This window comes from Streptomyces sp. NPDC091281, from assembly GCF_044757425.1.
Classification (GTDB): Bacteria; Actinomycetota; Actinomycetes; order Streptomycetales; family Streptomycetaceae; genus Streptomyces.
Genome location: NZ_JBIVUY010000006.1, coordinates 117,034 through 136,934, shown reverse-complemented (window position 1 = coordinate 136,934; position 19,901 = coordinate 117,034). Strand labels below are relative to the sequence as shown.

The following is a 19,901-nucleotide window of genomic DNA, read 5'->3' as shown; positions in this document are numbered from 1 at the left end:
CCTTGAACATCCCACCTGGGGGTCGGCGGTGCGTCGACGTTAGGACCGTTCAAATACCGTTAACAAGACGTTGACCTGCGAGCAATAAGCGCAAAACTCCAGGTCACGGCTTTGCTCAGGTCAGCGGGGCGAGCGGTTGCGGCTGCGGTGCGTCCGGTCGGGGGCCGGCGGCGAGGGGATCGGAGCCGTCGGTGAGCGCGGTGACCTCGACGGGGACGCCGTTGAGGACGGCGTTGCCGGAGAGCGGGTCGAGCGTACGGCCGTCGAGGAGCTGGTTGACGTTGACGCCGGGGTCGGCGGAGGCGTGGCCGAGGCGGGTGCCGGGACGGTCGTGGCCCCAGCCGTGCGGGACGCTGACCACGCCCCGGCGTACGCCGTCGGTGATCTCGGCGGGGACGGTGACCGCGCCGCCGGGGCCCGTCACCCGCACCGGCTGCCCGTCGCGGACGCCGAGGCGCGCGGCGTCGTCGGGGTGGAGGTGGACGGTGCAGCGGTTGGTGCCGCCGGTGAGGGCCGGGACGTTGTGCATCCAGCTGTTGTTGGAGCGCAGGTGGCGGCGGCCGACGAGGACGAGCCCGGTGGGGCGGTCGTCGCGCGCGGCGCGCAGCCGGGGCAGGTCGGCGGCGATCGGCCCGGGGAGGAGTTCGACACGGCCGCTGCGGGTGCGCAGGGGCTGCGGCAGGCGGGGGCGGAGCGGGCCGAGGTCGATGCCGTGCGGGTGGGCGAGCAGCCGGTCCAGGCCGAGGCCGTCGGGGCGGGCGCCGAAGCCGTCGCCGTACGGGCCGAGGCGGAGCATCAGGTCGAGGCGGCGCTCGGGGCCGGTGGCGCCGGTGAGCCGGGCGGCGAGCCGCTCGGGGTCCTGGCCGTGGACCGGGGAACGCGGGTCGCGGACGGCCTTGCCGAGGGTCTGGCCGATGACGAGGTCGTCGACGGCGGCCGGGTCGGCGCCGTGCATGCCGGTGACGGCGAGGGTGAGCCGGGCCAGGATCTCGGTCTCGGCCATCCTGCCGGGCTCCAGCGGGACGGCGGGGCGGCTGTAGCGGACCTGGTTGCGGACGGCGAGGGTGTTGAACGCGAAGTCGTGGTGCGGGCTCTGCGAGGGCGGCGGCGGGGGCAGCACGACGTGGGCGTGGCGGGCGGTCTCGTTGAGGTAGGGGTCGACGGAGACCATGAAGTCGAGCGAGCCGAGCGCCTTGTCGAGGCGGTCGCCGTCGGGTGCGGAGAGGACCGGGTTGGCGGCGACCGCGATCAGCGCGCGGATCGGGGTGCCCTCCTCGGTGGCGGTGTCGATCTCCTCGGCGAGCGCGGACAGCGGCAGTTCGCCCTTGACCTCGGGGTGGCGGGCGACACGGGAGTGCCAGCGGCCGAGGTCGAAGCCGCGGCCGGGTCCGGCGGGCCGGGGCGCGCGGTCGGTGGCGGCCTGCGGGAAGAGGGCGCCACCGGGCCGGTCGAGGTTGCCGGTGAGGATGTTGAGGACGTCGACCAGCCAGCTGGCGAGGGTGCCGTGCGGGACGGTGCAGCTGCCGATGCGGGCGTAGACGGCGGCGGTGGGCGCGGCGGCGAGTTCGCGGGCCAGGGTGCGGATCAGCGCGGCGTCCAGGTCGCAGGCGGCGGCGACCGCCTCGGGGGTGAAGTCCCGTATCGCGTCCCGGAGTTCGTCGACGCCTTGGACGTGCGGGGTCAACTCCCCCAGGTCGACCAGTCCTTCGGCGAACAGGACCTGGGTCATCGCCGCGAGGAGGAGGGCGTCGGTGCCGGGCCGGACGGCGACGTGGCGGTCGGCGAGGCGGGCGGTGCGGGTGCGGCGCGGGTCGACGACGGTGAGGGTGCCGCCACGCCCGCGGAGCGCCTTGAGGCGGCCGGGGAAGTCGGGCGCGGTGCACAGACTCCCGTTGGACTCCAGGGGGTTGGCGCCGATCAGCAGCAGGTGGTCGGTGCGGTCCAGGTCCGGTACGGGGATGGCGTTGGCGTCGCCGAAGAGGAGTCCGCTGGAGACGTGCTTGGGCATCTGGTCGACGGTGGAGGCGGTGAAGAGGCTGCGGGTGCCGAGCCCGGCGAGCAGCACGGGCGGGTAGAGGGCGCCCGCCATGGTGTGCACGTTGGGGTTGCCGAGGACGACGCCGACGGCGTGCGGGCCGTACCGCTCGACGAGCGGGCGGATGCCGGCGGCGACCGCGTCGAAGGCCTCCGCCCAGGTCGCCTCGCGCAGTTCGCCGTCGCGCCGCACGAGGGGGCCGCGCAGCCGGTCCGGGTCGCCGTCGACGGCGCCGAAGGCGGCGCCCTTGGGGCAGATGAACCCCTTGCTGAAGACGTCCTCGCGGTCGCCGCGGGCGCCGGTGACGGCGGTGCCCTCGACGGTGAGGGTCAGGCCGCAGGTGGCCTCGCACAGGGGGCAGATGCGCAGGGCGGTGCGGGACACGGGTCCTCCCGGAGGGTGGCGACGGCGCTCACCGACCGAGCATACCGACCGGTACGCACGTACGGGAGGGGCGGCGGCGATCGGCGGCGGGCGGGGCCGGTCGGGGCCGACGGGCCGGGCGGGGCCGGCCGGGCCGGGGCGACCGGCGCCGTTCAGCACCCGCGCGGGCGCTCCTGTCAGTCCAGGCCGCGCCCTCAGTCCAGGACCCGTCCCAGGTACGCGCGCAGCAGTTGCCGGGTCTCCTCGATCACCTTGGGGTCGCCCTCGGGGGCCATGCGGAAGGCCAGGTGGACCAGGGTGTCGGCGGTCTCCACGGCGATCAGGAAGACCCGGCGCAGGTCCTCGTCGGGCTCGCGGACGAGGTGTCCGGCGAGGAGGTCGGTGAGCCGGTCGGCGACCCGGTGGTTGGGTTCGGCGCGGGAGCCCACCGGGATCTGGTTGCCGAAGTCGACGAGGGAGAAGCCGGGCGCGGTGCGCTTCATGGCCAGGTACTCGTCGAGGACGGCGTCCATCGCGGCCCGCCAGTCGCCGGTCCCGGCGGCGCGCAGCCGTTCGGTGACCCGCTCCGCGTACCGTTCCAGGTTGCGCTGGGCGAGGGCGTCGGCCATCTGCCGTTTGTTGCCGAAGAAGCGGTAGACGGAGCCGATGGGCACGCCGGCGCGCTGGGCGACGGCGCGGGTGCTCAGGTCGTCGTAGCCGACCTCGTCGAGGAGGTCGGCGCAGGCGTCGAGGATGCGGGTCAGGCGTTCCGCGCTGCGCCGCTGCACAGGCGCGCGCCGGAGCGATGTCGCGTGGGGCACGGGCTTCATGATGCCTTTCCGCCGCGGTCCGGTGAACCTCGCCCCCCGGTACGGAGCGGAACACCCGGAGCACTCAGCGTCGGCGCGTACCCGGCGGACGTCGGCGCAAAAGCGGTGGTGACACCCGTGGAACCGGCCCCGGACCCGGCTCCGGCCCCGGAGGCGCCCGACGGCGCGACCCCGGAGGACTCCGGTGCCGTGTCCCCGGACGGGTCCGGCTCGGAGGCCGTGATGTCGGCGGTGCTCTGCACGGGGCGGCCGTCGACCGCCCACACGGTGCCGTCGTCGGCGTAGAGCCGGGCGGTGACCTGGTGGGTGCCGTGCGGCAGGTAGCCCGCGGGGATGCGGTAGGCGGGGTCGCGCAGGTCGGCGACGGAGCGGTCGTCCACGAAGAGGCGGGCGGTGCCGCGGCCGGGGACGGCCCGCTTCGCGGTCCCGGCGGGCGAGAAGCGGAAGTCGCGGACGTTGAGCCGGACGTCCCAGCTGCCGTCGGCGTCCGGTTCGACCTCGACCCGGACGTGCGGGGCGCCTTCGCGGGCCACCTCGCGGTAGTGCCGCCCGTCGTCGTCGGTGTCGTCGAGGACCTTGCCGACGGGTGAGGGCGCGGCGGCGCTGCCCGCAGGGTCGCGCGCGGGCTCGCCGGAGGAGCCGCAGCCCGCGGATCCGGTCAGCAGCAGGACACAGACCGCGAGCGCGGGAAGGGTGCCACGCGTCCACGACATGCTCGGGAGCGTAGAACACCGGTACGACGCGGGAATCCCCCTGGGGTCGGGTTCTCGCCACCGGTGATCGTCATCCCGGGGGATGACCCGTTCCCCGCACGTCTCCCCCCTTGCGCCCGGGAAAACGCAATCCTACGGTGATGCATAGGAATCAGCGGCGTACGGGAAAGACGTACGGGACATCCGAGCGGCGAGGGAGCTGGCATGGACGGCGGGGACGCGCGCAAGACGGCCGAGAGGCTGACGTACCTCACGGGGTTCGGCAACGAACACGCCTCGGAGGCGGTGCCCGGAGCGCTGCCCGAGGGCCGCAACTCCCCGCAGCGGGCCCCGCTCGGGCTCTACGCCGAGCAGCTGAGCGGGTCGGCGTTCACCGAGCCGCGCGCGCACAACCGCCGCTCGTGGCTGTACCGGATCCGCCCGTCGGCCGCGCACCCGGCGTTCACCCGGACCGGCAACGGCGGCCTGCGCACGGCGCCGTTCACGGAGACGGTCCCCGACCCCAACCGGCTGCGCTGGAACCCCCTGCCGGAGCCCGCGCCGGGCACCGACTTCCTGGCCGGGCTGTGGACCCTGGGCGGCAACGGCGACGCCGCCCAGCGCACCGGCATGGCGGTGCACCTCTACCACGCGAACGCCTCCATGGAGCGGGTGTTCAGCGACGCGGACGGCGAGCTGCTCATCGTCCCCGAGCGCGGCGGGCTGCTGCTGCGCACCGAGCTGGGCGTGCTGTACGCCGGTCCGGGCGAGGTCGCGCTGGTCCCGCGCGGGGTCCGCTTCCGGGTGGAGCTGGTGGACGCGGGGACCGGTGACGGCCCGTCCGGCGCCCGGGGGTACGTCTGCGAGAACTACGGCGCCCCGTTCCAGCTCCCGGACCTGGGCCCGATCGGCGCCAACGGCCTCGCGAACCCACGGGACTTCCGGGCGCCGGTCGCCGCGTACGAGGACGTCGCGGGCCCGGTGGAGGTGGTCAACAAGTACTGCGGCAACCTCTGGACGGCCACCTACGGCCACTCCCCGCTCGACGTCGTCGCCTGGCACGGCACGCACGTCCCGTACGTCTACGACCTGCGCCGGTTCAACGTCATCGGGTCGATCTCGTACGACCACCCCGACCCGTCGATCTTCACGGTGCTGACCTCGCCGACCGACACCCCGGGCCTCGCGGGCGTCGACTTCGTGGCGTTCGCGCCGCGCTGGCTGGTGGGCGAGGACACCTTCCGGCCGCCGTACTTCCACCGGAACGTGATGAGCGAGTACATGGGCCTGGTACAGGGCGCCTACGACGCCAAGGCGGCCGGGGAGGGCGGCTTCGTGCCGGGCGGGGGCTCACTGCACAACATGATGTCGGCGCACGGCCCGGACCGGGAGACGTTCGACCGGGCGAGCGCCGCCGAGCTGCGGCCGCAGAAGATCGACGACGGGCTGGCGTTCATGTTCGAGACGCGCTGGCCGCTGACGCTGACCCCGCAGGCGGCGGAGGCGGACCACCTGCAGCACGGGTACGACAGCGTGTGGTCGGGCCTGGAACGTCACTTCCGCCCGTTGCACTGACGCATGGCGCCCGGTACGGATGGTCCCGTGACCTCCTTCGCCCCGGATTCCGTCGTCCTCAACCGCAAGCTGCCGCTGTGGTACCAGGTGTCGCAGTCGCTGCGCGCCTCGATACTCGGCCGCTCGGCCCGGGACCCGCTGCGGCTGCCCACCGAGGAGCAGTTGGCGGGGCACTACGGGGTGAGCGTGCTGACGATGCGGCAGGCGCTGAAGGAGCTGGAGGACGAGGGGCTGATCACCCGGCACCGGCGGCGCGGCACGTTCATCGAGCCGACCGCGGTGCGGGGCGCCCCGGTGCGGCTGCTGGGCTCGGTCGACGCGATCGTGGCCCAGCAGTCGGGCATGGGCACCGAGCTGCTCGGGCACGGGCGGGCGCCGGTCCCGGCCGAACTCGCCGAGTTCTTCCCGGATCTGGCGGAGGTGGCGACGTACCACCGGCTGCGCGGCGACGAGAAGACCGGCGAACCGACCAACCACGCCCGCAACTACGTCCGTCCGGAACTCGCCGCCCTCATCGACCCCGAGGACCTGGTGCGCTGGCCGATGACGAAGGTGCTGCGGGACGTGGTGGGGGCGTCGATCGGCCGCATCACCGACACGGTCGAGGCCCGCCTCGCCGACCCGGAGACGGCCCGCCTCCTCGGCGTACCGCTGCTGAGCCCGATCCTCCACTACACCGGCGTGACCTACGACGGCGACGGCCGCGTCCTGGACGCCGCGGTGATCCACTACCGGGGCGACCGGTTCTCCTTCACGGTGACACTGGACGCGCCGTGAGGGGTGGGGTGGGTGCTGTGGGGGGGGGACGGGGTGTGCCGCGTGACGGTGCTCGCGGTCGGGGCGCCACCCGTCCCCGCGACGGCGGGGCGGACCGTGACCGAGACGGGCGGGGAGGCCCGCCGGAGGCGCGGCGGGCGGGCTCCGGCCGCCTGGCGCGAGGGCGGGCGGGGGTGCGCCGCCGGGCTGCGCGGTGGTGAGGGGGTGTGCCGCGCGGCGGGCCCCCGGTCGGGGGGCCACCCGTTTCGGTGAGGGGTGGTGGTCCGTGACCGGGACGGGGTGGGGCGTCGTACGATGCCGGGCGTGACGCTCGACGACGCCGTGCCGCTGGCCGACCTGATGCCGTGGTCCGTCGCACCGCCGCGGCTGGGCCGGGGCTGGCCGACGGCGCCCGATCCGGCGTCCCTCCGGGCCCGCTGGGACGCGCTGATGAAGGCCGAGGGGCCGGAGCGGGAGGCGCTGTTCGAGCCGTCGCGGGCGCGGACCGCGCACACGGCGGTGGCCGGGCTGCCCGGCCGGCCGGCGGACACCGGGCGGCTGGTGCGGGCGTCGGGCCCGTGCCCCGATCCGGTCCGGGTGCTGGCGGCGCCGTTCGACGAGCGGTGGCTGATCCCGGACCACCGGCTGATCGACGCGGCCCGCCCGGAGCTGTGGCGGGTGGCGGACGAGCGGCAGGTGTTCGTGGTGGAGTCGGCCGAGCCGCCGTTCCTGCTCGCGACCTCGCTCTTCCCGACGCTGCGCACGGGCCGGGTCCGTCCGCTGTACCGGCGGCCGGGCGGCGCGGAGCCCAATCTCGCGCCGGGGCTGGCGGGGTTCCTCGGCCACTCCCCCGACCCGCTGGAGGTCCTGGCCTGGACGCTGGCCGTCGTACGGCCCGACCGGACCGTGCCGTTGACCCGTGACCCCGGTCTGTGGTCGCGGGGGGTCGCGTGGGGGCGCCGGATGCTGTGGCTGCTGCGCCGGGACGGGGAGCGTCCGCGGTTGCCGGGTGGCCGTCGGCCGTATGTGCGGGCGCCGCTTCCGGCCCGCCCGGTCACCCTGCGCCACGACGCGGACGAGGAGACGCTTCACCTGGACGAGGGACGCGTCTCGCCGGTGCCGTTGGCCGCCTGGGAGTTCGAGGCGGGCGGGGAACGGGTGCTGGAGCGGTGGTTCGCGGAGCGGACGGCGCCCGCCGGGCCGGGCACGCTGGAGGCGATCCGCCCGTCGGGGTGGCCGCAGGGCTGGACCTCGGAACTGCTGGAGCTGGTGACGGTGCTGACCCTGCTGGCCGAACTGGAGCCGCGGCGCGCCGAGTTGACGGCGGAGATCGAGGCGGGGGCGGCGGGCGGCGCGCTGGTCACGGCAACGGACCTGCGGGCGGCGGGAGTTCTGCCCGTCCCGGACGGGGCCCGACGGCCCGCGTCGGTGCTGACCCTCGACGAGGAGGGCCCGGAGGGGCAGCTCGCGCTGCTGTGAACGGACCGTCAGGACCGCCGGACTCCGGGGCGCCGGGGTGGGCGCGAGCCGTACGGGCAGGTGCCCGCGAACACACCGTGGGTCGCCGCGTGCCGTGGGGATGACGGACGGGGAGGTCGCGGCGGCGGCCGGGACGGTGTGTTCGCCGGGGTGGCGGAGGGCGCTGCTCGCGGAAGGCCGGGGACGGGTGGGTGCCCGCGGGTCGATGCGCCGGTCGGGTACGTGGGACTGCCGGGTCGGGTCGCTGTGCCGGGTCGCCGCTCGGGTCCGGTGCGGCGGACGGCCGCACGCGTCGGTCCTCGCGGACCGGTGCGCGGGTCAGTGCTTGTGGCCGCCGAACAGCGAGCGACGCAGCCGCCGCAGCGGTGCGAAGAGCGAGACGCGGCTGACCCGGACGCCCTGGGTGCTGCGACGGGCGGGCTCACGCGCGGTCAGTTCCCGCATCAGTGAGGTCGCCTCGACCGTCTCCCGCTGCGGTATGGCGGGGCCACCCAGCACGGAGAGATGGCGGTCGAGACGCGAACTGGTCGCGCTGCTCCCGCAGGTGATGGCAGGGACCCTCGCCCTGCTGCGCACTGTTATCTGTTCCATGTCACTCCCCACCCGTACGAGTCCACCCGGCCCGGGAAGGTTAACCCTATCGCCCCGGAGAGGCACACATGTATCGCTCCCACAGGAATCACCTTCCCCGTAAGGGGGTTGATGATGCCTGTTTCGTCACTCTCCGAATCCGACCGATTTCAGGGTGAGTTGGACAACTGGCTGTGTGGTGGGCTGCGCTGAGCCCCCGTCCGGCTCGACGGTCACAGCGAGTGACGTCGACGACCGGTCGAGGCCGGTCACCACCAAGGGCGTGTCGCCGTCGAGGAGGCCGAGGGAGCGCGGCGAGGCACCGGGGCGCATGGCCCACAGCTGGTGCGTGCGTCCGCCGGGCGGGCTGCCGTAGCCGCGCAAGGTGACGACGGCCTCCCCCGCCGATGCGGAGGCGATCACTCCGATACTGCGGCCGCGCGCGTCCTCCCCGCTGGTCGCGCGGGCGTCCGGCGCCGCCAGAACGTGGGCGATGTCACGCGCCCGGTCCCGCTCGGCGGCCAGTTCCCGCGCGGTCCGGTCGGCCTGGACGGCGAAGAGCGCGGCCACCACGAGGGCCGCCGCGGCGGTGACGGTGGCGAACGGGACGAACAGCGGACGGCGCCGGCGGGGCGCACGGAAGCGCGCGGGCGGCGGTTCCGTGCCCCAGACGTGCGCGGGCAGCATGGTCGCGCTCCGGCGTGCGGCGTCCCGCCGGGCGGCGGGCGCCGGGTCCTGCGGGGTCGTACGGACGGCGGCGAGCACCCGTTCGCGCAGCGCGGCGGGCGGCGGCGCGGCCGTGGACCAGGCGAGCCGTACGGCGTCCTCGGCCAGCAGGCGCACCTCGGCGGTGCACCGGTCGCAGCCGCGCAGATGCTTCTCGAAGCGGCGCCGCTCGTCGGGCTCCAGGGCGTCCAGGGCGTAGGGGGCGGCCAGCGAGTGGAGGTCGCCGCGGCGCAGCCACCCGAAGAGTCCCCCCGTACGGCCGTCGGCCCGGTTCCTGCCGCCGCCCCCGCTCCCCCTGCTGCCCGCCGTTCCCGCGGTCCCCCCGTTTCCACGCGCGCTCACGCGGCACCTCCGAGACAGTCGCGCAGGCGGGTGAGTCCGTCCCGCATCCGGGTCTTGACCGTGCCCAGCGGCAGCGACAGCCGCTCGGCCACCTCCCGGTAGGTGTAGCCGTCGTAGTAGGCGAGGGTGACGGACTGGCGTTGCAGGGCGGTCAGCCGTCTCAGACAGCGGCGTACCCACTCCCGTTCCAGACCGGCCTCCACCTCCTCCGTCACCTGGTCGAAGGCGGGGCTGTGGCTGCGCTGGGCCTCGCGCTGCTCGCGTTCGCCGGCCGCGCGGGCGCTGCGCACCCGGTCGACGGCGCGGCGGTGGGCGAGGGTGAGGATCCAGGACAGGGCGCTGCCCCGCGCGGGGTCGAACCGGGCGGCGGAGCGCCAGAGTTCGAGGAGCACCTCCTGGGAGACCTCCTCCGACTGGGCCGGGTCGCGCACCACGCGGCGTACGAGGCCGAAGACCGGGCCGGAGACCAGCGCGTAGAGCTGTTCGAACGCGGTCTGGTCGCCGCCCCCGACGAGCACCAGCAGCTCGTCCGCGTCCATCCGGTCCCCCCTCCCGTGCATCCCTCGTCCGCACCCCGGCCGTCCGGTCGTCCCAGGCAATCGCACCGCACACACCTCCGGCAGAGGTACGGATCAGGACGCCCGAAACGCGGGTCGGAGAAGAAGAAAAAGATTCTGGGATTCCACCAATCCGACCGGACCGAGCACTCCGTATCACTGTCCGTCAGGCAAGAAGGTACGGAGGACGGACGGGATGACAGCTAACTCCAGGAGCGGATTCGGACACCGGGGCGTCGCGACCCTCATATGCGGCGCGCTGGCCGCGGGGGGTCTCGCCGCGGCCGGTGCGGCGGCCCTCGAACCGGGTGAGGCGGCCGCCTCCAGTCACCGGGAGGCGCCGCTGATCTCGGGCACCCCGCAGTACGACAACACCGACGTGTACGCGTTCGTGAGCCCGGACCGGCCGGACACGACGACGATCGTCGCGAACTGGATCCCGTTCGAGGAACCGGCGGGCGGCCCGAACTTCTTCCCGTTCGCGGAGGACGCCCAGTACGACATCCACGTCGACAACAACGGTGACGCGCAAGGGGAACTGCTCTTCCGCTACACCTTCAAGACCCACGTCAAGAACAAGAAGACGTTCCTCTACAACACGGGTGCGGTCGAGAGCCTCGACGACCCGGACCTGAACATCACGCAGACCTACGACCTCGAACTGGTCAAGCTGAAGAACCAGAAGGTGCTGCACCGCACCAAGCTCGCGGACGACGTGCCGGTGGCGCCGTCCGACGTGGGCAAGGCGTCCATGCCGGACTACGCCAAGCTGCGGTCCCAGGCGGTCTACAAGCTGTCCAACGGCGCGCGGACCTTCGCGGGCCAGGCCGACGACCCGTTCTTCCTCGACCTGCGGGTCTTCGACCTGCTGTACGGGGGCAACCTGTCCGAGGTCGGCAACGACACCCTCAAGGGCTACAACGTCAACTCCATCGCCCTCCAGGTGCCGACGGACCTGATCGCGGAGTCCACGCACCAGCCGATCGTGGGCATCTGGTCGACCACCCAGCGCCGCAACGCGCAGGGCTACTACACGCAGGTCTCCCGGCTGGGCAGCCCGTTGGTGAACGAGGTCGTCAACCCCCTCAAGGACAAGGACAAGTTCAACGCGTCCTCGCCGTGGGAGGACGCCAAGTTCCTCAAGAACGTGACCAACCCCGAACTCCCCAAGCTCATCGAGGGGATCTACAAGATCAAGGCGCCCGCCGAGCCGCGCAACGACCTGGTCGACGTGTTCCTCAAGGGCGTCAAGGGCCTCAACCAGCCCCCGAACGTGACGCCTTCGGAGCAGCTGCGTCTCAACACGTCCATCAAGCCGACCGCCGCCCCGAAGCGGCTGGGTGTGCTGGACGGCGACAACGCTGGCTTCCCGAACGGCCGTCGGCTCACCGACGACGTGATCGACGCGTCCCTCCAGGTGGTCGAGGGCGAACTGCTCGGCGCGAAGAACGACCTGGGCGACGCGGTCGACAAGAACGACAAGGAGTTCGAGAAGGCGTTCCCGTACGTGGCCCTGCCGACCGAGGGGTCGCGCGGCCCGGTCGCCCAGGGCGTGGACACCGGCAACGATGTCCGCAACCAACTCGGTGACGCCCTCAGCCCGGCGGCCACGTCCACGGACGACACCACCCTGATCGCCGCGTCGGCGGGCGCGGGCGCGGTCGGAATCCTCCTCATCGGCGGCGGCCTGATGTGGTGGCGCCGGATGCGGGGCCGGGCGTACTAGTCGCGGCTTCCTCAAACAGCCTGGTCCGGTGCCGTCAGCGGCACGGGTCGGCTCCCCGGGCCGGGGAGAATCCTGCGCTCCCCGGCCCGGAACCCTCTGACCGGCGCGGCCCGCGTACACGTTCCCCCACGGCGCGGGCCGCGTCGCCCCACCACCCCTGTATCCCGCAGGTCGAACCATCCCAGCCGAGCGAGGAGAGGCATGCCCGCGCGTACGAACGACGACGCACCGGAGAGCGCCGCACAGGAACCGGACGGGCCGCGCCCGGAGAAGGCCGCCGACCCGTCCGTGGTGTCCGGAGCGTCCGGCGTGTCCGGCCCGTCCGGCGTGTCCGACCCGTCCGGCGTGGTCTCGCCCGAGACTCCCGATGAGGTCACGCCCGAGACGCCCGCCGGGGCCACCGAGCCTGCCGGGGCCACCGAGGCGATGCCCGCCGGGACCTCGGAGGCGACGCCCGACGAGGGCACCGCCGCGAGCGCCGAGGTCGCCGGGCAGCCCGGCACCGGCGGGCCCGTCGACGAAGACCGGGTGGCCGCCGTGCGGCGGGTCGGGGCGGCCGGGCGGCGGTGGCGGGCCGCGCAGCTCGGCGCGTGCGCGGCGATGCTGGCCGTGGGCCTCACCGCCGGGGCGGTCGCGTTCGGGGCGGTACGGGACGGACAGCGGCCCGCCCCCGTGCCCGCCGCGGCGGCGGTCTCCCCCGGACTGCTCACGAGCGGCGACCTCGCCACGGGCATCTCCTCGCTCCAGGCCCATCTGCGCGCCCAGCCCAAGGACTTCGGCGGCTGGGCCACCCTCGGGCTCGCCTACGTCGAGCAGGCCCGCACCCAGGGCGACCCCTCCCGCTACCCGCAGGCCGAGCGGGCCCTGAAGCGCTCCCTCGCCCTGCGCCCGGACAACGACCAGGCCCTGTCCGGCCGGGCCGCCCTCGCCGCGGCCCGCCACGACTTCACCGGCGCGCTGGCCTTCGCGGACCGCGCGCTGCGGCAGAACCCGTACGGCGAACGCGCCCTCTGCTCCCGGATCGACGCGCTCGTCGAACTCGGCCGCTACGACGAGGCCGCCGAGGCCGCCCGCGTCGCGGATCGACGGCGCCCGGGTGTACCGGTGTTCACCCGCTACGCCTACGTCCACGAACTCCGCGGCGACCTCACCACCGCCCGCCGGGTCCTGGAGCAGGCGCTCGCCGCCTCGACCTCCGCCGGGGACATCGCGTACGTCGCCACCCAGCTCGGCCAACTCGCCTGGAACCAGGGCGACCACGCCACCGCCCTCACCGACTACGCCCGCGCCCTCGCCGCCGACGAGAACTACCTCCCGGCGCTGGAGGGCCGCGCCCGCGCCCAGGCCGCGAGCGGCCGACAGGCGGCGGCGATCACCGGGTTGGAGCAGGTCGTCGCCCGCTACCCGCTGCCCGGACCGCTGGTGGCGCTCGGCGAGCTGTACGAGGCGCGCGGCGCCGCCGGGGACGCGGCGAAGGCCCGCGACCAGTACACGCTGGTCGACGCGTGGACGGCGCTGGCCCGCGCGGGCGGCGTCAACCCCGACCTCGACACGGCGCTCGCCGCCGCCGACCACGGCGACCGGGCGGCGGCCCTGCGCGCGGCCCGCGCCGAATGGGACCGCCGGCAGACCGTGCACACGGCGGACGCCCTCGCCTGGGCGCTGCACGTCAACGGCAAGGACACCGAGGCTCTCCCCTACGCCCGCCGGGCCGCCGCCACCGGCTACCGCAACGCCGCCTTCCTCTACCACCGGGGCGTGATCGAACGCGCCACCGGCCGGACCGCGGAGGCCCGCACCCACCTCACGGCCGCGCTGAAGCTGAACCCGGGCTTCTCCCCGCTGGGCGCGCGCGAGGCCCGTACCGCGCTGAAGGACCTGGCGGCGGACGGGGCCGCGGCGACGGAGGCGGGCCGATGACCGTCCGCCGCCCCGCCGCGCTCCGTCCGGCCGCCCTGCTCGGCGCGGCCCTCACCGCCGGGTGCGCCCTCGCGCTCGTCCCGGCCGCGTCCGCGAGCGCGCATCCGCTCGGCAACTTCACCGTCAACCGCTACGACGGCCTGGTCACCGCCCCCGGTGAGCTGCGCGTACGGCACGTCGAGGACCTGGCGGAGATCCCCGCGACCCAGGCGAAGCCGGACGTGGAGCGGCTCGGCCTCGACGCGTGGGCCCGCCGCCGCTGCGCCACCGCCGCCGAGGAGAGCGCCCTGACCGTCGACGGCCGCCCGGTCGCCCTCGCGGCCGGGGCCGCCAGGGCCGACGTACGGCCGGGGCAGGCCGGGCTCGACACGCTGCGTGTGGAGTGCCGGTTCACGGCACCGCTGCCCGAGGACACGTCCGTCACGGTCGCGTTCCGGGGCGCGGGGGCCTCGTCCGGGCCCGGCTGGCGGGAGATCACCGCGCGCGGCGACCGGACGACGCTCACCGCCTCGGACGTACCGGAGACCTCGGTGTCGAGGGAACTCACCTCCTATCCGGCGGAGTTGCTGTCCTCGCCCGCCGACACGGCGAGCGCCGAGCTGCGGGTGCGGCCGGGCGGTCCGGCCCTCGCGGCGGAGGAACGGGACGCGCCCGCCGCGTCGGTGCTGCCGCGCGGCGCGGACCGCTGGACCCGGGCCCTGGACGACCTGGTCGCCCGCCGCGACCTCACGGTCGGCTTCGCCGCGCTGGCGCTGCTGATCGCGATCGGTCTGGGCGCGCTGCACGCGGTGGCGCCGGGGCACGGCAAGACGCTGATGGCCGCGACCGCCGCCGCGCGGGGCGGCCGGGCCCGCTTCCGGGACGTCCTGCCACTGGCCGCCTCGGTCACCGTCACCCACACCCTCGGCGTGGTCGCCCTCGGTCTCCTCGTCACCGCCGGTTCCGCCGCGGCCCCGTCGGTGGTCGCCTGGCTCGGCCTGGCCAGCGGCGTCCTGGTCCTCCTCGGCGGCGCCACCCTCGTACGACGGGCCTGGCACCAGCGCGGCCACCACCATCCCCACACCCCGCCGACGCCGACGCCACCAGCGACTGCGACTGCGACTGCGACGGAGCCGGTACGGCATCCCGCCCGCCAACTGGCCCTGGCCGGTGCCCCGTCCGGCGGCGCACCCCACCACGGACACGACCACGACGACCCTCACGATCATGGGCACGACCACGATCACGACCACGGGCACGGGCACGCGACCCGTCATGACCACGGCCACACACACGGCCGCGGGGACGGCCACACACACCACCACGACCACGATCACGACCACCCGCACCCGCACCCGCACCCGCACCCGAGCAAGCACACCCACACCCACACCCACACCCACACCCACGGTGGTGTGACCCACTCGCACCCCGTCGCCCCGACCCTCCGCGGCACGATCCTGCTCGGGTTCGCCGGGGGGCTGGTGCCGAGTCCGTCGGCGGTGGTGGTGCTGGTGGGCGCGGCGGCGCTCGGGCACGCCTGGTTCGGGCTGCTGCTCGTCGTCGCGTACGGGACGGGGCTGGCCCTGACCCTCGCCGCGGCCGGGTTCGCCGTCGTGCGGCTCGGGGCGGGCGCGGCCCGGCTGCTGGACGGCGGGCCGCGCTGGACCCGGCACCCGGTGGTGGCGCTGGCCGGCCGGAACCTGCCCCTGTGGTCCGCGCTGACCGTCGTGGTGCTCGGCGCCGGACTGGTGCTCAAGGGGGCCGCATCCGTCCTCGTCTGAGCTACGTTTGTGGAGGTATCCGCCCGCGATGGGGGAATGGGGTGCGCGGTGTCCGAGCGACCGGGCAGTGAACGGGTGATCGCGGGCCGGTACCGGCTGCTGTCGCCGCTGGGCGAGGGCGGTATGGGCACGGTGTGGCGGGCGCGGGACGAGGTCCTGAACCGCGAGGTCGCCGTGAAGGAGGTCCGGGCCCCGGCGGGGCTGCCGGTCTCGGACGTGGAGCGGCTGTACGCGCGCCTGGAGCGGGAGGCGTGGGCGGCGGCACGGGTCGCGGACCGCAATGTGGTGACGGTGTACGACGTCGTCACCGAGGACGGCCGCCCGTGGATCGTGATGGAGCTGGTGCGCGGCGTCTCGCTCGCCGAACTCCTGGACGCGGAGGGTCCGTTGGAGCCCGCGCGGGCGGCGGCGATCGGCGCCGAGGTGCTGTCCGCGCTGCGGTCGGCGCACGGGGCCGGGGTGCTGCACCGCGACGTGAAACCGGCCAACGTGCTGATGTCGAACGACGGCCGGGTGGTGCTCACCGACTTCGGGATCGCCACCGTCGAGGGCACCTCGGCGATCACCATGACCGGCGAGGTCATCGGCTCCCCCGAATTCCTGGCGCCGGAGCGGGCGTTGGGCCGCACTCCGGGCCCCGAGTCGGACCTGTGGTCGCTGGGCGTGCTGCTGTACGCGGCGGTGGAGGGCAACTCCCCGTTCCGGCAGACCACTCCCCTGTCCACGCTGCGCGCGATCGTCGACGAGGAACTGCCGCCGCCGCACCGGGCGGGAGCCCTCGCGCCCGTGATCGAAGGGCTGTTGCGCAAGGACCCGGCGCAGCGGCTGCCCGCCGAGACGGCCGAGGCGGATCTGCGGCTGGTCGCGGCGGGCGGGGACCCGCGCGCGGTGACGACGCGGATCGCGCCGTACGCGCCGACGGTGACGGGACGTCCGCCGACGGCGCGCACCGGGCCGGTCACCCGCTCGACCCCGGCCCCGCCCGTCCCGCCGGGCCAGGACCGCACCGGCACCTCCCCCGGCCCGGACCGGGGCGGGCGGGCCGCCGGGGTGCTGGTGGCCGGGGTGGTGGCGCTGGCGCTGGCGGTCGCCGGACTGACGTACGCCCTGGTGGACCGGGGGGACGGCGGCGGGGGTGACGGCGGTGGCGCCGGAACGACCGCCGGGCGGACGGAGACGGGCGGACCCTCGGCCTCGGCCGGGGAGAGCGAGCCGGGTGACGGTGAGGAGAACTCGCCGAGTGCGAGCCGGAGTTCGAAGGAACCGACGAAGAGCGAGGGGCCGACGAGCGAGGCGCCGCCGCCGACCGTGCGGGTCACCGTCACCGGGGCGCACACCGACTACACGGGGGCCTGCCCGCCGCCGCGTGAGGCCGCGCCGTCCTTCACGGCGACCGTGACGGTCGGCCGGGTTCCGGCGAAGGTGAGCTACCGATGGGTGGCGCGGGACGGCGAGTTGGCCGACCAGAGCTGGAAGACGCTCGACTTCCCGGCGGGCGGCGGGACCTCGCGTCAGGTGAGGGTGACCGTGACGGCGTACGAGGAGGGCGCGACGTACCGGAACGCGATCGCGTTCGAGGTGCGGGAGCCGGTGCGGACGACGTCCGCGTTCGTGCCGTTCACGGTGACGTGCGAGACGGAGGCCCCGCCGGACGAGGCCTCCCCTTCGGAGTCGGCCGAGGAGTGACGGCGACCGCGGCGGTGGATCAGTCGTTGCTGTTGAGGACGGGGAGGTAGCCGCCCGACTGCCCCGCGGCGGTCGGGTGGTAGGACGAGCCGATGTCCAGCAGGTTCAGGCTGTGCAACCAGGGGCTGCCGGAGCACAGTTCGTGGCCGGTGAAGGTGGTGCGGACGTCGCCGAAGACGAAGCCGTGGGCCGTGGCGCGCCGGGAGAGCGCGGTGTTGAGGTGGTCGGAGGCGTTGTTGATGGCGGTGCGCTTGGTCTCGGAGAGGCCGAGGCAACTGGTGCCGAGCTTGTAGAAGCGGGGGTAGCCGATGACGACGACGCGGGCGTTGGGGGCCTTGGCGCGGATCGCGTCGTAGACGCCGTCGAGCTTGCCGGGGAGCGTGGAGTCGACGTAGGCGCGGGCGGTGTTGATGCGGCTGACGCAGCCGCTGTCGGAGCTGGTGACGCAGGTGGTCATGACGTCGGCGAAGCCCGCGTCGTTGCCGCCGACGGTGAGGGTGACGAGGCCGGTCGAGGTGCTGAGGCCGCCGAGCTGGTTGGCGAGAACATCACCCGTACGAGCGCCCGAGCATGCGCCGAACGTGAACGGGACGCCGCTGTGGGCGTTCTTCCAGAGGTAGGGGAAGGCCTTCGTGCTGCGCTTGCAGTCGCTGCCGTCGCTGAGGTAGCTGCCCGCGCCGACCCCCGAGGAGTAGGAGTCGCCGAGGGCCACGTAGCCGGTGGCGGCGGCCTGTTGGTCCGCCTGCGCGGTGGTGGCGCCGGTGAGGGCGGCGGTGGCGGCGAGGAGGGTCGAGCCGAGGAACGCGGCATATCGGGAACGTCTCATGGAACCTCCCTTTAGCAGGATCTCTGCCACGACTGTCGTAGCAACTACGCGCGTTGACGGGAAGTGTCCATGCCAAGGCATTTCGCGTTTTCGGGGGGCGGACCGCCCTTCTTCACATCCCCTCCATTGCGTGCCCATGTCAACTTCATTGACACTTCGTCAACGGACGGGTTCTGCCCGCGTAGATGACCCAGGCTGTGCGTCAGCCGGGAGCGGCGACCCCGCCGCTCGACGCCGTGCGCGCCACGCCGCGCGCACCCCCCACCGTCGCCCGCCCCACCCGGGCGCGCAGCAGCAGGAGGACTCCCCCGCAATGGCACACCTGCGCAGCAACCGCATCCGTACCGCCGCCGCCACCGCCGTGGCCGCCGCCGCCCTCACCGGCGGACTCACCGCGCTCCCCGCCCACGCGGCGCCCGCCCCGGCCGAGGGCCGGGTGCTGGCGGCGGGCTCCCCCACCGCCGTCAAGGACAGCTACCTCGTCACCCTCAGCCGGGACGCGGGCTTCGCGGCGTCCTCCGCGGCGGGCAAGGGCCTCATCAAGGAGTACGGCGGCAAGGTCGACAAGACCTTCGGCGCCGCCCTCAACGGCTACACGGCCACCCTCTCCGCGGCCGAGGCCCGCAGACTGGCCGCCGACCCGTCCGTGGCCGCCGTCGAGCAGAACCAGACGGTCCGCGCCGACGCCACCCAGACGAACGCGCCGTGGGGCCTGGACCGTATCGACCAGACCTCGCTCCCGCTCAACGGCACCTACACGTACCCGGACTCGGCGGGCGGCGGCGTCACCGCGTACGTCATCGACACCGGCGTCCGCATCACGCACTCCCAGATCAGCGGGCGCGCCTCGTACGGCTACGACGCCGTCGACGGCGACACCGTGGCCGCCGACGGCAACGGCCACGGCACGCACGTGGCCACCACGATCGCCGGTTCCACCTACGGCGTCGCCAAGAAGGCGAAGATCGTGGCGGTGCGGGTGCTCGACAACAACGGCTCCGGCACCACCGCGGGCGTCATAGCGGGCATCGACTGGGTCACCGCCCACCACGCGGGCCCCTCGGTCGCCAACCTGTCGCTCGGCGGCGGCGCCTCCGCGACCCTGGACGCCGCCGTGCGCCGGTCCATCAGCAGCGGCGTGACCTACGCCGTCGCGGCCGGCAACAGCGGCGCCAACGCCTCCTCGTACTCCCCGGCACGCGTCACGGAGGCGCTCACCGTCGGCGCCACCACCAGCACCGACGCCCGCGCCAGTTACTCCAACTACGGTTCCGTGCTGGACCTGTTCGCCCCGGGCTCCGCCATCACGGCGGGCTGGCACACCAGCGACACCGCCACCAACACCATCTCCGGTACGTCGATGGCGACCCCGCACGTCGCGGGCGCCGCCGCCGTCTACCTCGCGAACCACACCTCGGCCACCCCGGCCCAGGTCGCCACGGCGCTGGTCAACGGCGCCACCACCGGCAAGGTGACCGGTCCGGGCACCGGCTCCCCGAACCGCCTGCTGAAGCTCGTCCCGTGAGCCGGGGCCTCCGCCGTCGCGTACGCCGGAGGCGCCGTCCCGTGCGCCGGAGCGGCTGACGCGGCGCCCCCGCCACCCCGCCCGGACACCTCGCCCGACCCGCGTTCCCCGGAGGCCCCCCACGGTCTCCGGGGAGCGTTTGCGTCAGGTCCCTGACTGAATCGCCACCCCTTGACAGCGGGACGACCCGCTGTGTAACGGTCAAACGAACAAAAAGGTGAGGTCTCTTTCCAGGTCTTGCCATACGGGCTCAATCGTCAATACCGTCAGACATCTCACCCGCATCGGACCGTCAGCAAGCGGCTCTAGGGGAGGGCTCAAGGACCGCGATGACATCCGGCGCGGGGCGCGGTAGGGGGGTGCCGTGCCCGTGATCCCCGTGGGGTGACCGGGTCGTGCCGCGCAGGTCGGCCGCGGCTTTTTCGGGGCCGGTCAGAATTGCCAGCTCACCCGGCGTGTGCGGAGCATGTCCGCCGCCATGCCGTGCCACGGGGCCGGCGGAGCGTCGTTCCGTCGTGCCGTGCGGCCGC

The 19,901-nt window shown here is 74.4% G+C and carries 15 protein-coding genes; 8 read left to right on the top strand and 7 right to left on the bottom strand.

Going from position 1 to position 19,901, the window contains the following annotated elements; genetic code table 11:
- Positions 1 to 115: 115 nt before the first annotated feature.
- The 3 genes from ACIQPQ_RS17490 to ACIQPQ_RS17480 form a co-directional block, all read right to left on the bottom strand.
- Positions 116 to 2,419, bottom strand: coding sequence for a molybdopterin oxidoreductase family protein (locus ACIQPQ_RS17490; protein WP_401304784.1), 2,304 nt, complete (start codon positions 2,417 to 2,419; stop codon positions 116 to 118).
- Positions 2,420 to 2,613: 194 nt separating this feature from the next.
- Positions 2,614 to 3,228: a TetR family transcriptional regulator gene (locus ACIQPQ_RS17485; RefSeq protein WP_383774899.1), complete on the bottom strand. Its 615-nt coding sequence runs from the start codon at positions 3,226 to 3,228 to the stop codon at positions 2,614 to 2,616.
- Positions 3,225 to 3,941, bottom strand: a complete 717-nt coding sequence (locus ACIQPQ_RS17480; RefSeq protein WP_401304781.1) for a nuclear transport factor 2 family protein — start codon at positions 3,939 to 3,941, stop codon at positions 3,225 to 3,227. Before ACIQPQ_RS17480 ends, ACIQPQ_RS17485 begins: the two co-directional genes overlap by 4 nt.
- Positions 3,942 to 4,145: 204 nt before the next feature.
- Here ACIQPQ_RS17480 and hmgA point away from each other — a divergent pair, with 204 nt between their 5' ends.
- The 3 genes from hmgA (at position 4,146) to ACIQPQ_RS17465 (ending at position 7,730) form a co-directional block, all read left to right on the top strand.
- The gene (hmgA, locus tag ACIQPQ_RS17475) at positions 4,146 to 5,495 is read left to right on the top strand and encodes a homogentisate 1,2-dioxygenase (RefSeq protein WP_401304778.1); all 1,350 of its coding nucleotides are present in this window, start codon (positions 4,146 to 4,148) and stop codon (positions 5,493 to 5,495) included.
- 27 nt (positions 5,496 to 5,522) lie between these two features.
- Positions 5,523 to 6,272: a GntR family transcriptional regulator gene (locus ACIQPQ_RS17470; protein ID WP_401304775.1), complete on the top strand. Its 750-nt coding sequence runs from the start codon at positions 5,523 to 5,525 to the stop codon at positions 6,270 to 6,272.
- 294 nt (positions 6,273 to 6,566) lie between these two features.
- Positions 6,567 to 7,730: a type ISP restriction/modification enzyme gene (locus ACIQPQ_RS17465; RefSeq protein WP_401304772.1), complete on the top strand. Its 1,164-nt coding sequence runs from the start codon at positions 6,567 to 6,569 to the stop codon at positions 7,728 to 7,730.
- Positions 7,731 to 8,048: 318 nt separating this feature from the next.
- Here ACIQPQ_RS17465 and ACIQPQ_RS17460 read toward each other — a convergent pair whose 3' ends face one another.
- From ACIQPQ_RS17460 to ACIQPQ_RS17450, 3 genes are all read right to left on the bottom strand, one after another.
- On the bottom strand, positions 8,049 to 8,321 hold the full coding sequence (locus ACIQPQ_RS17460) for a hypothetical protein (RefSeq protein WP_401304769.1): 273 nt from the start codon (positions 8,319 to 8,321) through the stop codon (positions 8,049 to 8,051).
- A 126-nt stretch (positions 8,322 to 8,447) separates the two neighbouring features.
- Positions 8,448 to 9,260: an anti-sigma factor domain-containing protein gene (locus ACIQPQ_RS17455; protein ID WP_401305233.1), complete on the bottom strand. Its 813-nt coding sequence runs from the start codon at positions 9,258 to 9,260 to the stop codon at positions 8,448 to 8,450.
- Between the two features lie 104 nt (positions 9,261 to 9,364).
- Positions 9,365 to 9,907 (bottom strand): sigma-70 family RNA polymerase sigma factor, encoded by a 543-nt coding sequence (locus tag ACIQPQ_RS17450; protein WP_383774880.1) that lies wholly within the window; start codon positions 9,905 to 9,907, stop codon positions 9,365 to 9,367.
- Between the two features lie 214 nt (positions 9,908 to 10,121).
- On the opposite strand from ACIQPQ_RS17450, the gene ACIQPQ_RS17445 reads away from it, so the two are divergent.
- The 4 genes from ACIQPQ_RS17445 to ACIQPQ_RS17430 all read left to right on the top strand — a co-directional run bounded on the left by ACIQPQ_RS17445 (position 10,122) and on the right by ACIQPQ_RS17430 (position 17,020).
- Positions 10,122 to 11,651: a DUF4331 domain-containing protein gene (locus tag ACIQPQ_RS17445; RefSeq protein WP_401304767.1), complete on the top strand. Its 1,530-nt coding sequence runs from the start codon at positions 10,122 to 10,124 to the stop codon at positions 11,649 to 11,651.
- Positions 11,652 to 11,852: 201 nt separating this feature from the next.
- Positions 11,853 to 13,571, top strand: coding sequence for a tetratricopeptide repeat protein (locus ACIQPQ_RS17440; protein ID WP_401304764.1), 1,719 nt, complete (start codon positions 11,853 to 11,855; stop codon positions 13,569 to 13,571).
- Positions 13,568 to 15,334, top strand: a complete 1,767-nt coding sequence (locus ACIQPQ_RS17435) for a nickel transporter (protein ID WP_401304761.1) — start codon at positions 13,568 to 13,570, stop codon at positions 15,332 to 15,334. The genes ACIQPQ_RS17440 and ACIQPQ_RS17435 overlap by 4 nt, the downstream gene beginning before the upstream one ends.
- A 36-nt stretch (positions 15,335 to 15,370) precedes the next feature.
- Positions 15,371 to 17,020 (top strand): protein kinase, encoded by a 1,650-nt coding sequence (locus ACIQPQ_RS17430; protein WP_401304759.1) that lies wholly within the window; start codon positions 15,371 to 15,373, stop codon positions 17,018 to 17,020.
- Between the two features lie 19 nt (positions 17,021 to 17,039).
- On the opposite strand, the gene ACIQPQ_RS17425 is transcribed toward ACIQPQ_RS17430, so the two are convergent.
- A complete protein-coding gene (locus ACIQPQ_RS17425) occupies positions 17,040 to 17,846 on the bottom strand; it encodes an SGNH/GDSL hydrolase family protein (protein ID WP_401304756.1) in 807 nt (268 codons plus the stop codon).
- Positions 17,847 to 18,159: 313 nt separating this feature from the next.
- Here ACIQPQ_RS17425 and ACIQPQ_RS17420 point away from each other — a divergent pair, with 313 nt between their 5' ends.
- Positions 18,160 to 19,371 carry a S8 family peptidase gene (locus ACIQPQ_RS17420; protein WP_401304754.1) on the top strand — a complete coding sequence of 404 codons (1,212 nt, stop codon included), beginning with the start codon at positions 18,160 to 18,162 and terminating at the stop codon, positions 19,369 to 19,371.
- Positions 19,372 to 19,901: the final 530 nt, after the last annotated feature.